Source organism: Tenacibaculum xiamenense (genome assembly GCF_964513065.1).
Taxonomy (GTDB): domain Bacteria; phylum Bacteroidota; class Bacteroidia; order Flavobacteriales; family Flavobacteriaceae; genus Polaribacter; species Polaribacter xiamenense.
This window is the reverse complement of sequence record NZ_CAZEQU010000034.1, coordinates 297,291-312,108: the sequence shown is the minus strand read 5'-3', so window position 1 is coordinate 312,108 and position 14,818 is coordinate 297,291. Positions and strand designations below refer to the sequence as shown.

The window sequence follows — 14,818 nt, the reverse complement described above, 5'->3', positions numbered from 1 at the left end:
TTAAACAAGCTAGAATATATTTCCCCCTAAAATTTGATTGTTCCCTATAAGTTAACGATATTTTACAAATATTGTTTTAATTCATGTAATGATTTCACAGCAACAAATTCATTTGAATCGTTTTTTTCATCTGCCAAATGAATCGCTTTCATTCCTACTTGCATAGCTCCTAAAACATCTGCCTCAAAACTATCACCAATCATAACAGACTCTTCCGCACCTGCCATTGCCTTTTCCATGGCATGTTCGAAAACCTTTGGGTTTGGTTTTTTAACACCAACACATTCAGAGGTTACAATAACATTAAAATAATGTGATATATCTGATTTTTCAAGTTTTTGTTTTTGAACCTCTTCAAATCCGTTGGTTATGATATGAAGTACATATTTTGATTTCAGATATTCCAACACTTCTACTGCTCCCTCTAATAAATTATTATAATTAGGTAAGTAATCAATATAATCTTTTGAAATAGTATTGATTAATTTATCAGAAATTTCGAAACCTAAATCGTCAAATGTTTCTCTTAATCTTTTATATCGCAATTCTTCCTTACTAATTTCATTATCTCTATATGACCTCCAATACTTCATGTTAATCGGTGAATAGATTTTAAAAAATTCTGAAAAGTCGATTGCAATGCTTTGTTCTTTAAATATTTGCTTAAATGTTAACTCAGAATTTGTTTCAAAATCCCATAAAGTATGGTCTAAATCAAAAAAAAGATGTTTTACATTAGTCATGGGCCAAATTTAAAGGTTTTATAATTTAAAAAGCTATTTTAGCATAAATTTAATATGTACTATTGGTAAAAAAAAAGCTTCATATACTATTTCTATGTGGTTGGTACCCTTCTCGAGTTTTACCACATAATGGAGACTTTATTCAACGTCATGCCGAAGCCGTAGGAGAATATAATTCCGTCTCAGTACTTCATATTATTTCAGATGGATCATTAAAAAAAGATATTGAAATTGAAATATCGAAAAGCAACAGCATTAAAACCTATATAGCTTATATAAAGATAGTTAAAAACCCGCTAAAAAAAGTACTTCTATTTAAAAAAGCCTTTAAACTATTGCTCAAAAAAATTGGAGATTTTGACGTTGTTCACTTGAATAAACTTTACCCTTTTGGTTTCTTTGCTTTATACTTAAAATGGTTTTTAAATAAGCCCTATATAATTTCTGAGCATTGGACAGGGTATCATAAGCCACAATCCAATAACATCGGTAAAATTGAACGCTATTTCACTAAACTTATAACTCTAAAATCTCATTTTATATGTCCCGTTTCCGATAACTTAAAAGAATCTATGATTTCTTTAGGTTTTAAGGGAAATTACCATAAAGTTCCAAATGTTGTTGATTGTAATTTGTTTAAACCAAGCGAGCAAAAGGAAAAGATTTTTACCATTATTCATGCATCTAGTATGAATAATTCTCACAAGAATATCAATGGGATTTTAAAAGCTGTAAAGAAGTTTTCTATAGAGGTAAGTAAATTTCAACTTTTATTGATCGGTGATAATTCGCTTCAGTATGAGGAAGAAGTAAAAAACTTAGGGCTGAGCGAAAATGTAAAGCTTCTTGATCATCAACCACACTCCGAAATCGCATTACAAATAAGTAAAGCCCATGTGTTTGTTCTTTTTAGTAATTATGAAAATTTACCCTGTGTAATATTAGAGAGTTTTTCTTGCGGTACCCCTGTTATTAGTACTGATGTTGGAGGAATATCTGAATATTTTCCTGATGAATTCGGTTTTCTTATAAAGCCAAAAGATGAAAAGGCTTTAACAGATGTTTTATTAAAAATTCGTGGTTCCTTCTTGTTTAATCAAAGGGATATGCACAACTACGCCGTTATTAACTTCAGCAAAAAAAGTATCGCAAATCAGTTTAATTTACTTTACCTAAAAGCTCTAAATGAACCATCTTAAAAAGTACATAATAGATTTCCTATATAGATCAGGAGGGTATATATTTTTTGCTACTATATTCTCAAGGGGGCTATCATTTCTCACCTCTTGGATTACCTTACAACTAATTCCTAATAAAGAGCTCGGAGAAGTCCTATATTCTTGGAATATTATTTCTTTTCTAATGCCTCTTATTGGCTTTGGATTACATCAAAGTTATATTAGATATGGCGCTCTTCCTGAAAATAGTGCCAACAACGATTTTCTATTTTCATATATTGTTAAAAAGGGGGTAATTGCATCAATAGTTTTAACTTTGATTACTTCGATTTGCAGCTTTATCATTCCTTTTGAATTCAGGAATTCCGGAATTTATCTTAGCGCAATGTCTCTTGTATTTGCTCCGGCATTTTTAATTGAGGCTTTAAAAACAAAAGCTCGATTAACACATAAAAACAAAAAGTATGCCTTCATTGACATTAGCTATAATTCCTTGCTTATACTAATGGTTATTTTTTTAAGTTACTTCTTAAAAGAAATTGGATATATAATCGCTCTAATTATTACTCCAACGCTATTATTACTTTTTTATCTAAAAACTTTTTTCAATGGTAACACCGCGAATCGTCCTAACTTCATAAACCGAGAGTTTTGGAAATACGGTTTTTATGCCAGTCTTTCGAACGTTGCTACCCTTTTATTATTCTCAGTAGATATTTTACTAATTGGGAACATACTAGAGCTTCCAGAAAAGGTTACCGCTTTTCGATACATAACCCTTATTCCATATAGCATCCTCTTTTTACCAAGAGTTTTTATTGCTACAGATTTTGTAAAGTTTACGGAAAACATAAGGGATAAAACATATGTCTTTAGATATATAAAAAACTATATTCTTTTATTCTCAATAATTAGTATTTTCTTCCTTTTTATTGTTGTTTCTTTTGGAAACAACTTACTGAGTTTTTTAGATTCTACTTTCGTTATATATACTGATAGCTTTGTGATAGTAGCAATTGGGGTTGTCGGCATCCTGACTTTAAGAGGATTGTTCGGTAATTTATTATCCTCAATAGGGAAAGTTCGATTTAACTACTACATTATGTTTATTGCAATTATTCTGAATATAATCTCAAATTACTTCTTAATTCCTATTTTTGGCATCAAAGGAGCGGCTTTTACTTCTGCTGTTCTCCTTTGGTTTACAGGTATAGCTTCTTGTTTGGGCTTTTTCTTTTTTTATAAAAAATACATTAACGCTTAATTAATTTTAAAAGCTTAGGTAAATTGTTATATGCTAATTGAACATAGTTTTCATCTTTTGCCCCAAAACTTTTATAATATTTTGCAATATTTCTCATTGATGAACCACCAAAATCAAAAACATCGTAGTTCTTCTCATATCTATAAACAGCTCTATCATTCATAAATGTATTAGCCCCGTTTTTTCTATTCTTGAAATCCGAAGAGCACACCAATTCTGTGATTCTATTTCTTTGTTTCAAAAAGAAAGCTCCAGATACCAAATTACCTTTTTTGTCGTATATAGTAAGTAACTCTCCTACTTTCTTTTCAATACATACCTGCATAAGTGTATGTAAATTTTGGTAATCTGATTCTTTTATTTTATGAACCTTCTTTCCCACGTTGTGTTTAAACAGTTTTATAAAACGAGAAGGGTTATCACCCCAATGTTCCGTTAAGTCTGCTTCTAAAGATTTTTTTAATTCTCTTTTCCTATTTCGATTATAGCCCCCCTTGATTGTTTCATAGTCTTTTTTGAGCGATATAACTTGGAGTTGTTTTTCCTTCTGAAACTTGTTTAACATACTGAATGAATTTTTCACATTCATTCTTAGTTCAACAAATCGAAAATCATCGAAAACCTCGATTAAAAATTCATTCTCATCTTCAATCTGCTTTGAATAAATTCCTAACTGTATTATCCAAAGAGGAGGATAAACATATTTAATAAACATTTTCTTTCTCCAAGGTACTGGCATTACAGCCTCATAGTCATTGAGAACATATGCCCCCCATTGTTCACATACAATATCTAAATACCATGAATACCCAAATATATTATACTGAATGGCATTTTCAATACAATAATTATATTTTTCAATATCTAGATTGTCCCTTTCAAAATATGTTATCATTAACTCTTCACAATTTTTAGCATCGAACCATACAACCTACTCCATCCACGCCATCGTTGATAGCCACTTAAACTTTCATTATGAAATAAAGTAATAAATACGCCATTAACTCTTTTTACTTCGTTTTTCAAATCTCTTATTTTACCCAACGCTCTTTTAGGTGTTAACTTCATATAATCATTAAGAGTCGTATCCATTACGGCAAACGGAAAAACCTTTAAAGGTGTTTGAATTTCAAAATCAATGTCATAAAAGTAGAATGGCGTACAAGTACTCGCCCTAAAACCAGCCATACTTGCATACCCCATAGAGTAATCTTCAGTTATTTCTAAATCAATCAGCTTTTGATAAGTATCAGGCAACGTAAAACGTAAATAATGCTGGCGAGAACGGGTTGCAGGAATATTTGTAATTGCTTCCAATCTTTCTTTCTCCTTTTTTAGCATTTCTGTATTTTTCATGGTGTAATAAGAAGGATGTAAGCCCACCCTCGCATAATCTACCATATCTTTTATCAATAATTTGAATTTAGATTTAGAAGCTGAAACATTGGTATCATATGAAGTATAATCACCAATTAAAAAGAAAAAAATAGTTCTTACATCATGTTCCTTTTTGAAGTTAATAATCTTTTGAAAGGTATCAAAAGGATCTTTTTTAATATTAAATCGAACCGCAAATCGATCCCATAAATTAAAAACTTTGACTTGGTAAGCATCCTTCAAAAAGCCCCCAACAGTTCTAACAAAACTTTTATACTTATATGCATAAGCATTATCTACATCAATAGTAGAAATATATTGATATGAACGATTTTTATATCCGTAATCAGGAAATCTTCTTTTTAATTCAGTCAAAAATTTATATGCCCATATATCGATAACTGGTTTTTCCAAAAAACCATTCTTATAAGCTAAGCTTTCAATAGCTTTAAACCGCCCAAATTTATCCTTAATATGTGGCAAATACTCTTCATACCTGGATATTAAATAAAAACTAGCGGAAAATATATCAAAAGGTATATCAGACTTTTCGCCTTGTAAAAAAAAGCAAGGAACTCCTTCCCAATTACTCAATGTTATCTCAATGTCTTTTATTCCTTGTTGAAAAAGTAACTCATGACTTTTTACAAAAAACTCTTTACCTAAAGCTACCTTAGTATATGAAAATTTTGGACCATTATGAGCCACAAACTCTTCCACTTTCATCGTAAAATCGATAGGTATTTGAAGAATTCTTGTCAATATATGTTTAAATATATATCGAACTCTTGGAGTCAATTTGTGGGTATATATTAAAAGCATTGTTGTTTTATCTATGGAAGAAACCTATAAGATTCCTTCATCCGCAAAGCTAAAATACGTTTTTTCACTTATTATTAGATGATCTAATAATTTTATATCAAGTGTTGAGGAGGCTACCTTAATTTTATTAGTTAATTCAATATCTGCTTTACTTGGGCTTAGCTTCCCTGAGGGATGATTGTGACATAGAATAATTCCAACTGAGTTTAATTCCATAGCTTTCTTAAAAATAATACGAACATCTACCAAAGTTGCCGTTAAACCTCCTTTACTTATTTGTTGTTTTGAAATAACTTTATTCGCATTATTTAAATACAACACCCAAAACTCCTCATGATCCAAATCATATAAGACTGGACCTATTATTGGCATTACTTCACTTGAACTTGTTATTTTAGGTAAGAACGCTTTATCTTCAAATTGCCTTCTTTTTCCAAATTCAAGCGCAGTAACAATAGTTATTGCCTTCGCTTCCCCTATTCCTTTAAATTGCATCAATTCTTCTATAGATAACTTTGACAATTTATTCAAATTGTTGTTAATGTATCTTAAGATTCTTTTGGATAAATCAACAGCACTTTCTTGCCTATTTCCAGACCCTATTAAAATAGCCATAAGCTCTGCATCTGAAAGAGATTCTTTACCTTTTAGCAGCATTTTTTCACGTGGTCTATCATCAAGAGCCCACGATTTTATCGATAACTTTTTCATTTGTGCAATTCATTTAATTTTTGATAAATATAAATCATTTTTTGCACAACCGAAACAAGCACAGTATCTTTGTGTGCTATCTTTTTTTATTTTTTGATATGAAAATAATCATAGCCGGAGCCGGAGACGTAGGCTTTCATTTGGCTAAATTGTTATCTTACGAATCGCAAGATACGTACATCATCGATTTCGATGGAGATAAACTAAATTATATAAACAATCACTTAGATGTTATTGCTAAAAAAGGTGATGCTACCTCTATTAAACTTTTAAAAGAAGTAGGAATTGACAGTGCCGATTTACTCTTAGCAGTTACTGACAGCCAGAACACCAATTTTACTATATCGGTTATAGGTAAAGCTTTGGGGGCTAAAAAAACGATTGCCAGAATCAGTAATCCTGAATTTTTAAGCAATGAAATTGTTAATTTCAAAGGTTTTGGAGTAGATTTTATGATATCGCCTGAAGAATTAGCTGCCAAGGAAATAAAATTGTTATTAAATCAATCATCTTTTAATGATACTGTTGCCTTTGAAAATGGAGTTTTCAATGTAATGGGTACCACTTTAGGCTATAAATCTCCTATTTTAGATTTAACTGTTAAAGAGGCAAAGGATAAGTTTTGTTTAGTAGATTTTATTACCATTGCTATTAAACGTGAAGGAGTTGCTCAAACAATTATTCCTAGAGGAGATTCTACCTATAAATTAAATGATCAGGTTTATTTTTCCGTACCAAGCTATAGTATTAATAAACTATATGAAATTATAGGTAAGGAACATATCGACATTAAAAATGTAATGATTCTTGGAGGTAGTAGAGTTGGGAGAAAAACAGCGAGAAAACTTTGCAAGGACAACTTCAAAGTAAAACTTATTGAAAAAAATAAGGAAAAAGCGTTTCAATTAGCTGAAGAATTACGCCATACACTTGTAATCTATGGAGATGGTAGAGATTTAGAATTGTTAGAAGAAGAAAACATCCGTGAAATGGACGCTTTTGTTGCTGTTACTGGTGATTCGGAAACCAATATCATGTCTTGTTTAGTCGCTAAATCAAAAGGAGTTAAGAAAACCGTAGCACTTGTTGAAAACATGGACTACATCAATATATCTCAAACTATTGGTATTGACACTTTAATTAATAAAAAATTAATTGCTGCAAGTAATATTTTCCGTCATATTCGTAAAGGCGAAATTTTAGCTTTAGCCAATCTTCATAACGTTGACGCCGAGGTGTTTGAATTTGAAGTTCAACCTGACGCTAAGGTTACTAGGAAAATTATTAAAGAATTAAGATTTCCGAGAGAAGCAATTATTGGAGGTGTAATTAGAGATGGAAAAGCATTGATGTCTTTTGGTGATTTTCAATTACAAAGTGGAGATAAAGCCATTGTTTTCTGTTTACCAGAAGCAATATCAATTGTAGAAGACTTATTTAATTAGATGGAAAATCTAAACTTTAAAATTATTTATCGCTTTTTAGGTATAACGGCGGTTTTAAACGGTTTATTTATGTGGATGGCCGTTCCATTTAGCTTATACTTTGAAGAAGATCAAGCATTAGGAATTTTAAACGCGGGAATAATTACCATAACTATAGGCGCCTTATTATTCTTTTTTAACAAACCTGATTCAAAAAATATTCAGACCAAAGAAGGATACTTAATAGTTACTCTAGGTTGGCTTATGTTAACCTCAACAGGAATGCTTCCTTATTTATTAACTGGTTCCATCCCTTCTGTTACAGATGCCTTTTTCGAAACTATTTCGGGATATTCCACAACTGGATCTTCAATACTTAAAGACATTGAATCTATGCCAAAGGGAATACTTTTTTGGCGAAGTGCAACCCACTGGATTGGTGGAATGGGAATTATTGTTTTAACCATTGCTATTTTACCTTTATTAGGTATTGGAGGTATGCAACTTTTTATGGCGGAAGCTCCTGGTCCATCTGCTGATAAACTACACCCTAGAATTACAGATACAGCCAAGAGATTATGGCAAATTTATGTACTTTTAACAGTGGTTGAGTTTTTACTTTTGAAACTAGCAGGCATGACATGGTTTGATGCCATTAATCATTCAATGGCCACTGTAAGTACTGGTGGATTCTCAACGAAAAATGCGAGCATCGCACATTGGAATGGCATGCCAATGATTCAATACATTATTATCTTCTTTATGTTTGTTGCCGGAACCAATTTTGTTTTAACTTATCATGCCCTTAAAGGTGAGGTAAACAAAGTTTTGCGAAATGAAGAATTCAAATATTATATGTTCAGTATTATCGGAATTTCAATGATTATTGCGGTAACAATTATCTTCTTTCAAGATCCTAATTTACAAACTTCCATAGACCACCCAATGATCTATGGCGAAACTGAAAGTGCAATACGACATTCGTTATTTTCGGTTATCTCAGTAGTTACAACTACGGGCTTTGTCTCTGCTGATTTTACGATGTGGAGTTTCTTTGTAACGGGTATATTTTTTGCCCTATTTTTTGTTGGAGGTTCGGCTGGATCAACCTCTGGTGGTGTAAAAATTGTTAGACATATTGTAATGCTAAAAAATAGCTTTTTGGAGTTTAAAAAATCATTACACCCGAATGCTATTATACCAGTAAGATACGATGGAAAAGCAGTAAATCAATCTATTGTTTTTAACATACTTTCTTTCTTTATTTTATATATGCTTATCTTTATTGTAGGCACAGTAATCCTAGCTTTTTTAGGTCTTGATATCAAATCTGCTCTAGGAGCATGTGCTTCTTCTTTAGGTAATATTGGACCCGCCATTGGAAGCGTAAGCCCTGTAGATAACTTTTCGCATTTATCTATTGGAGCAAAATGGTTCTGTTCATTTTTAATGCTCATTGGGCGATTAGAATTATTTACAGTATTAATTTTATTAACACCCTTTTTCTGGAGAAAAAACTAACCTGATTTCCAGCACATTAATCAAAAAACAAACTTTCGTTCCAAAAATTAGCACTCTTACGCCTAAAAAGAGTACGCTCATGCTATAACAACCTCTAGTTATGTACAAAAGAAATAACTTTGTATACAGGAAAACAAAATATTTTTTGAGGTAGATAATATTTCCTATATTAACAGAAGTATTAATTTACTCATAACCAAATAGAACATTAACTACTAAATCAATTTACAATGGATGAACCAATGTTAGCGCAAATAATTTTATTTGCTGGCAACTTTGCTCCAAGGGGTTGGGCATTTTGCGATGGACAAATCTTAGCAATTTCTTCTAATCAGGCTTTATTTTCTCTTTTAGGAACTACTTATGGTGGAGATGGAAGAACTTCTTTTGCTTTACCAGATCTTAGAAGTAGAGTTCCTGTACATCAAGGACGCGGACCAGGATTATCTAACTATCAATTAGGAGCTAGAGGCGGTGTTGAAACCGTAACCTTAACTGTTAATCAAATTCCTTCTCACACTCACCTTGCACAGACTACAGCCAATCTTTATGGACAGAGTGCTAGTGGTGATGATGACACTATAGGTACAGGAGTAGTTCTTGCTAGTGGATCAGGTACAGGTTCTGAAGTATATACTTCTCAAGCCGCTAATACTAAAATGGGAGACAGCTCAATTATTGCTCAAACAACGGTACTCAATCAAGGAGGGAGTCAATGGCATACCAACGTGCAACCTTTTCTTGCTTTAAACTATATTATTGCAACACAAGGTATATTCCCGAGTAGAAATTAAAACACGTTTTTTAAACAATATTTAAACTCAAGTTGTGATAGTTATCTTTTAATAATCACAACTTATTGGAGTTTTATATTATCACAAAACACTTTACAAAATATTTAAAAGATGATACCTGCTTATTCAGTGTTGAAGAGGAGAAATTGCAAATTCTAAATGCTAGATTCAACTTTTCCCTATGAATTTTGGGTATTCTGATAACCAAAACCAATTAAATTAATTATTATGAATCCATTTATAGGTCAAATTATGTTGTTCGCTGGAAACTTTGCTCCAAGAGGTTGGGCACTTTGTGACGGACAACTACTCGCAATAAATAGCAATACAGCCTTATTTTCCATCCTAGGAACTACGTATGGTGGTGATGGAAGAACCTCTTTTGGTTTACCTGATTTAAGAGGAAGAGTGCCAATGGGCCCTAGAACAGGTCCTGGTTTGTCTCCTAGAGTCTTAGGACAACGAGGAGGTATTGAAGAAGTTACTTTAAATGTTTTACAGATTCCTTCTCATTCACATATAGCTCAAACAACAGCCAACCTTTACGGACAAAGTGCATCAGGTGATGAAGATACCCTAGGTCCAGGAGTTGTTTTAGCAAGTGGTTCGGGTACAGGCTCTGAAATATACTCAAGTACAACAGTTAACACTCAAATGGGAAATTCAATTGTTGCTAGTACTACCTTAAATAATACAGGAGGTTCTCAATCTCATGACAATATTCAACCATATTTAGCATTAAACTACATCATCGCTTTATATGGAACTTATCCAGCTAGAAATTAAAATATTTTTATTACTAAATCATAAACTACATTAAACATGAAAAAAATTACCTTTTGGTTTCTAATTGTTTTCACGATACTTAACTCCATACCAATCGTCAATGCACAAACCATTATTCATCAACAAGATTTCGAAGGTTCAGACTTTTCTGGATACGCTCTTGGTAATGGTGATACTGGAACAGATTATGCTTCGCAAGTTTTCAAAACAGACGGTGCCGACTATATTAGACGAGATATACCATCAAATTTTACTTTTGCTGGAACTATTACTGGCAATAATACCAATATGATTGGTGGAGAAGATATTAATTTTCTAAATGGAGGTTTTAATGGACATTCTTATATTGAATTAGACCCCGTTAATATTAGTGGAAAATCAAATCTTACTATAGATATTGATGTAGCCTTTCCCAATACTCTTAACACAAGATATGAAGTCGACGATTTTTTAATTGTTGATTATCGAATTGATGGTACAGGAAGTTACACTAGTATTTTGGCTTTTTATGGTAATCCTGGAACACTTGGATTAACTCGTGATGATAATTTAAGTGGAGCCATTGATGGAGGAGAAACTACTTTTGTCAATACCGCTATGACCTCTTTTAATTTAGATTTAGATGCCATTACTGGAAGCACTGTAAGCGGTAATACTATTGAAATAAGAGTGCGCTTTTCTATGCCAGAGTCTCACGAGGAGTTTGCATTTGATAATATAGTACTAAAAGGAACTAGTTCTTGTACTGATCCAGATGTACCAACGGTTACAGCCGCAGCCTCACCTATATGTACTGGGGGAAATACCAACTTAAATATTACAGGTAACTTAAACGATGCTACCAATTGGCATATTTATACAGGTTCTTGTGGAGGGACTCAAATAGGAACTACCGCTACTGGTACCTTTAATGTAAGCCCAACAACCACTACAACTTATTATATCCGTGGTGAAGGAGGGTGCGTGACTCCTGGAAGCTGTGGAAGTGTAACTGTTACTGTAAATAATTTAGATGATGCTTCTTTCTCATATGGAGCTTCTTCTTATTGTGTTGACGCTTCTGACCCATCTCCTACTATTACGGGATTAACTGGAGGATCTTTCTCGTCAACTGCTGGTTTAAGCATTGCTTCGAATGGAACTATTGATGTTTCAGCGTCTACACCTGGAACATATACCGTTACTTATACAACAGCTGGAACGTGTCCGAACTCTGCAACTGCTAGTGTTACTATTAACGCGTTAGATGACGCTTCATTCAACTATAGTGCTTCAGCTTATTGTGTAGATGCTTCTGATCCTTCGCCAACTATTACTGGTTTAACTGGAGGATCTTTCTCGTCAACTGCTGGTTTAAGTATTGCTTCGAATGGAACTATTGATGTTTCAGCATCTACACCTGGAACATATACAGTTACTTATACAACAGCAGGAACGTGTCCGAACTCTGCAACTGCTAGTGTTACCATTAATGCTTTAGATGACGCTTCATTTAACTATGGTGCTTCTGCGTATTGTGTAGATGCTTCTGATCCTTCTCCGACTATTACTGGATTAACGGGAGGTTCTTTCTCATCAACTCCTGGTTTAAGCATTGCTTCAAATGGAGCTATTGATGTTTCAGCGTCTACACCTGGAACATATACTGTTACTTATACAACAGCAGGAACGTGTCCGAACTCTGCAACTGCTAGTGTTACTATTAATGCGTTAGATGACGCTTCTTTTAACTATGGTGCTTCTGCGTATTGCGTAGATGCTTCTGATCCTTCTCCGACTATTACTGGTTTAACTGGAGGTTCTTTCTCGTCAACTGCTGGTTTAAGCATTGCTTCAAATGGAACTATTGATGTTTCAGCGTCTACACCTGGAACATATACTGTGACTTATACAACCGCTGGAACATGTCCGAACTCTGCAACTGCTAGTGTTACCATTAATGCTTTAGATGACGCTTCATTTAACTATGGCGCTTCAGCTTATTGTGTAGATGCTTCTGATCCTTCGCCAACTATTACTGGATTAACTGGAGGTTCTTTCTCATCAACCGCTGGTTTAAGTATTGCTTCGAATGGAACTATTGATGTTTCAGCTTCTACACCTGGAACATATACTGTGACTTATACAACAGCGGGAACGTGTCCGAACTCTGCAACTGCTAGTGTTACCATTAATCCTTTAGATGATGCTTCTTTTAGTTATGCAGCTTCATCATACACAACAGAAGATTCTGATCCTTCTCCAACTATTACTGGGTTAACTGGAGGTTCATTCTCGTCAACCGCTGGATTAAGTATTGCTTCAAATGGAACTATTGATGTTTCGGCTTCTACACCTGGAACATATACTGTTACTTACACAACTGCTGGAACATGTCCAAATTCATCAACTTTTAATATAGACATATATTACAATACTTATACTTGGACTGGAAGTGCTGGTAACAGCTGGAGTAATGCTTCCAACTGGAACAATAACGTTGTTCCTCATACTGGAGGAAATGTGGTTATCCCTAATGGGTTAACAAACTATCCTACAGCTACATCTGGTGTAACCGTTAACAGTATAACTTTAAACAATGGTGCATCATTTATCGCTCAATCTTCTGTTAATGGAACTGTTACTTATACTAGAAACCTACCAACTACGAATTGGTATTTAGTTTCTGCTCCTGTTGCTGGAGAAACGCTGCAAGATGTTTTGGCAAATCATATTTTCGCTTCAGGAACGGGTGGTAACTTAGGTTTAGGATACTATAGTAATGTTACAGGACCAGCTTGGCTTTACGCACAGGCGGGACAACTAGGAACCATTGCAAATGGAATTGGTGTTTCAGTAAAATTAGCGTCTGCTGGAGACTTGACAATCTCTGGAACAATAAATACTTCTAACGTACTTACTCCAATTTCAGGTGGTACAAGAACAAACTTTAATTTATTAGGAAACCCATTTACATCTTATGTAAACTCGGCTACTTTCACAGCGGATAATACAGGGGTTCTATCAGAAGAAACAATTTGGTTGTGGGACGGTACACAATATGTAACATACAATGTTATCTCGCCAATTGAATTAGCTCCTGGTCAAGGTTTCTTTGTTGAAGCTGCTTCTGCAGGTAGTACAAATGTTACTTTTGCTTATGCAAATCAAAGTCATCAGACTACAGATACTTTTATGAGAAGTTCAGAAAGTTCTTATCCAACTTTCGAATTGTTTGTTGAAAGACAAGATGAGAAAAAGTCTACTAAAGTATTTTATGTAGATGGAAAAACAACATCTTTCGATAATGGGTATGATTCTAAAATGTTCAATGAAGATACTTCTGATTTAAAAATATACTCAGAGTTAGTTACAAATAACGAAGGAAAAAAGTTAGCTATTCAAACATTACCTAATAGTGATTTTGAAAACATGATTATTCCAGTCGGAGTTAAAGCAAAAACTGGAGAAATAACAATCTCTGCTAATGCATTAAACCTTCCTACTGATATTAAAGTTTTCTTAGAAGACAGAGTAAATGAAACTTTTACTAACCTATCAGAACAAGACTATTCAATCACATTAACAGAGAGTATCGATGGAATTGGACAGTTTTATATCCATACAACTAGACAGGTTTTAAGTAACGATCCAACTCAATCTTTAAGTAATGTAAGTGTTTACAAATCTTCTAACAGTACAATTACAATTGCTGGATTAAAAACAGAAAAAGCTACGTTAGCTTTATACTCAGTAGTTGGAAAGAAAATTATGACTACTAAATTTGATTCTAACGGAACTACTAATGTTACTATACCTGATTTACCAACAGGAATTTATTTAGTAGAGGTTCGTTCTGATTTAGGAAAAGTAAGTAAGAAAATTATTATTGAGTAATTACAATTTTGACGACAAATGAAAAAACAAAGTAACAATACAGATATTTCACGTAAAGAAGCTCTTAAAAAAATTGGAAACTATGGTAAATACACAGCCCTAACGGCTTTAGGAACATATTTATTATTAAACCCAAAGAAAGCTCAAGCTCAAAGTCCTGAAGCACCTGGAGAAGACTTCTAATAATTCGCTTTATAAAACTAAAACCTCAAGCTTCAACTTGAGGTTTTTTTTTTATTTAAACAACTGATTAACCGAACTTAAAAACAAAAAAAAGTTTCAAAAACTACTTTTGTTATAGATATTTCTTTACTTTTAAGCT

At 33.2% G+C, this 14,818-nt stretch carries 12 protein-coding genes; 8 read left to right on the top strand and 4 right to left on the bottom strand.

Translation table 11 applies throughout. The annotated features are described in order from the left end of the window. Positions 1-62: 62 nt before the first annotated feature. Positions 63-743, bottom strand: a complete 681-nt coding sequence (locus tag ACKTTV_RS16055) for a YjjG family noncanonical pyrimidine nucleotidase (RefSeq protein WP_408031881.1) — start codon at positions 741-743, stop codon at positions 63-65. Between the two features lie 62 nt (positions 744-805). On the opposite strand from ACKTTV_RS16055, the gene ACKTTV_RS16050 reads away from it, so the two are divergent. Continuing rightward, positions 806-1,942, top strand: a complete 1,137-nt coding sequence (locus ACKTTV_RS16050) for a glycosyltransferase family 4 protein (RefSeq protein WP_408031880.1) — start codon at positions 806-808, stop codon at positions 1,940-1,942. Beyond that, positions 1,929-3,185 carry an oligosaccharide flippase family protein gene (locus tag ACKTTV_RS16045; protein ID WP_408031879.1) on the top strand — a complete coding sequence of 419 codons (1,257 nt, stop codon included), beginning with the start codon at positions 1,929-1,931 and terminating at the stop codon, positions 3,183-3,185. The genes ACKTTV_RS16050 and ACKTTV_RS16045 overlap by 14 nt, the downstream gene beginning before the upstream one ends. Here ACKTTV_RS16045 and ACKTTV_RS16040 read toward each other — a convergent pair. From ACKTTV_RS16040 to radC, 3 genes are read right to left on the bottom strand one after another with little or no spacing between them, the layout of a single operon-like run. Further along, complete coding sequence (locus tag ACKTTV_RS16040; protein WP_408031878.1) at positions 3,175-4,080, bottom strand: hypothetical protein; 906 nt, start codon at positions 4,078-4,080, stop codon at positions 3,175-3,177. The two genes, ACKTTV_RS16045 and ACKTTV_RS16040, sit on opposite strands and share 11 nt — an antisense overlap. After that, positions 4,080-5,384, bottom strand: a complete 1,305-nt coding sequence (locus tag ACKTTV_RS16035) for a DUF7033 domain-containing protein (RefSeq protein WP_408031877.1) — start codon at positions 5,382-5,384, stop codon at positions 4,080-4,082. The genes ACKTTV_RS16040 and ACKTTV_RS16035 overlap by 1 nt, the downstream gene beginning before the upstream one ends. A 24-nt stretch (positions 5,385-5,408) precedes the next feature. Further along, positions 5,409-6,095 carry a RadC family protein gene (radC, locus tag ACKTTV_RS16030; protein WP_408031876.1) on the bottom strand — a complete coding sequence of 229 codons (687 nt, stop codon included), beginning with the start codon at positions 6,093-6,095 and terminating at the stop codon, positions 5,409-5,411. Positions 6,096-6,193: 98 nt separating this feature from the next. On the opposite strand from radC, the gene trkA reads away from it, so the two are divergent. From trkA to ACKTTV_RS16000, 6 genes are all read left to right on the top strand, one after another. Then, positions 6,194-7,540 carry a Trk system potassium transporter TrkA gene (gene trkA / locus ACKTTV_RS16025; protein ID WP_408031875.1) on the top strand — a complete coding sequence of 449 codons (1,347 nt, stop codon included), beginning with the start codon at positions 6,194-6,196 and terminating at the stop codon, positions 7,538-7,540. Further along, a complete protein-coding gene (locus ACKTTV_RS16020; protein WP_408031874.1) occupies positions 7,541-9,040 on the top strand; it encodes a TrkH family potassium uptake protein in 1,500 nt (499 codons plus the stop codon). 230 nt (positions 9,041-9,270) lie between these two features. Next, positions 9,271-9,834 carry a phage tail protein gene (locus tag ACKTTV_RS16015; protein ID WP_408031873.1) on the top strand — a complete coding sequence of 188 codons (564 nt, stop codon included), beginning with the start codon at positions 9,271-9,273 and terminating at the stop codon, positions 9,832-9,834. Between the two features lie 228 nt (positions 9,835-10,062). After that, positions 10,063-10,620, top strand: a complete 558-nt coding sequence (locus ACKTTV_RS16010) for a phage tail protein (RefSeq protein WP_408031872.1) — start codon at positions 10,063-10,065, stop codon at positions 10,618-10,620. 36 nt (positions 10,621-10,656) lie between these two features. After that, positions 10,657-14,496, top strand: coding sequence for a T9SS type A sorting domain-containing protein (locus ACKTTV_RS16005; protein WP_408031871.1), 3,840 nt, complete (start codon positions 10,657-10,659; stop codon positions 14,494-14,496). A gap of 18 nt (positions 14,497-14,514) precedes the next feature. Continuing rightward, positions 14,515-14,679 carry a hypothetical protein gene (locus ACKTTV_RS16000; protein WP_176829879.1) on the top strand — a complete coding sequence of 55 codons (165 nt, stop codon included), beginning with the start codon at positions 14,515-14,517 and terminating at the stop codon, positions 14,677-14,679. The last annotated feature ends 139 nt before the right edge of the window (positions 14,680-14,818 follow it).

Excerpts from the sequence above, each read along its gene's own strand:
- ACKTTV_RS16015 (WP_408031873.1), top strand. The coding sequence starts at position 9,271 with ATGGATGAACCAATGTTAGCGCAAATAATTTTATTTGCTGGCAACTTT.
- ACKTTV_RS16035 (WP_408031877.1), bottom strand. The coding sequence starts at position 5,384 with ATGCTTTTAATATATACCCACAAATTGACTCCAAGAGTTCGATATATA.
- ACKTTV_RS16000 (WP_176829879.1), top strand. The coding sequence starts at position 14,515 with ATGAAAAAACAAAGTAACAATACAGATATTTCACGTAAAGAAGCTCTT.
- radC (WP_408031876.1), bottom strand. The coding sequence starts at position 6,095 with ATGAAAAAGTTATCGATAAAATCGTGGGCTCTTGATGATAGACCACGT.
- ACKTTV_RS16005 (WP_408031871.1), top strand. The coding sequence starts at position 10,657 with ATGAAAAAAATTACCTTTTGGTTTCTAATTGTTTTCACGATACTTAAC.
- ACKTTV_RS16010 (WP_408031872.1), top strand. The coding sequence starts at position 10,063 with ATGAATCCATTTATAGGTCAAATTATGTTGTTCGCTGGAAACTTTGCT.
- ACKTTV_RS16055 (WP_408031881.1), bottom strand. The coding sequence starts at position 743 with ATGACTAATGTAAAACATCTTTTTTTTGATTTAGACCATACTTTATGG.
- ACKTTV_RS16020 (WP_408031874.1), top strand. The coding sequence starts at position 7,541 with ATGGAAAATCTAAACTTTAAAATTATTTATCGCTTTTTAGGTATAACG.
- trkA (WP_408031875.1), top strand. The coding sequence starts at position 6,194 with ATGAAAATAATCATAGCCGGAGCCGGAGACGTAGGCTTTCATTTGGCT.
- ACKTTV_RS16045 (WP_408031879.1), top strand. The coding sequence starts at position 1,929 with ATGAACCATCTTAAAAAGTACATAATAGATTTCCTATATAGATCAGGA.
- ACKTTV_RS16040 (WP_408031878.1), bottom strand. The coding sequence starts at position 4,080 with ATGATAACATATTTTGAAAGGGACAATCTAGATATTGAAAAATATAAT.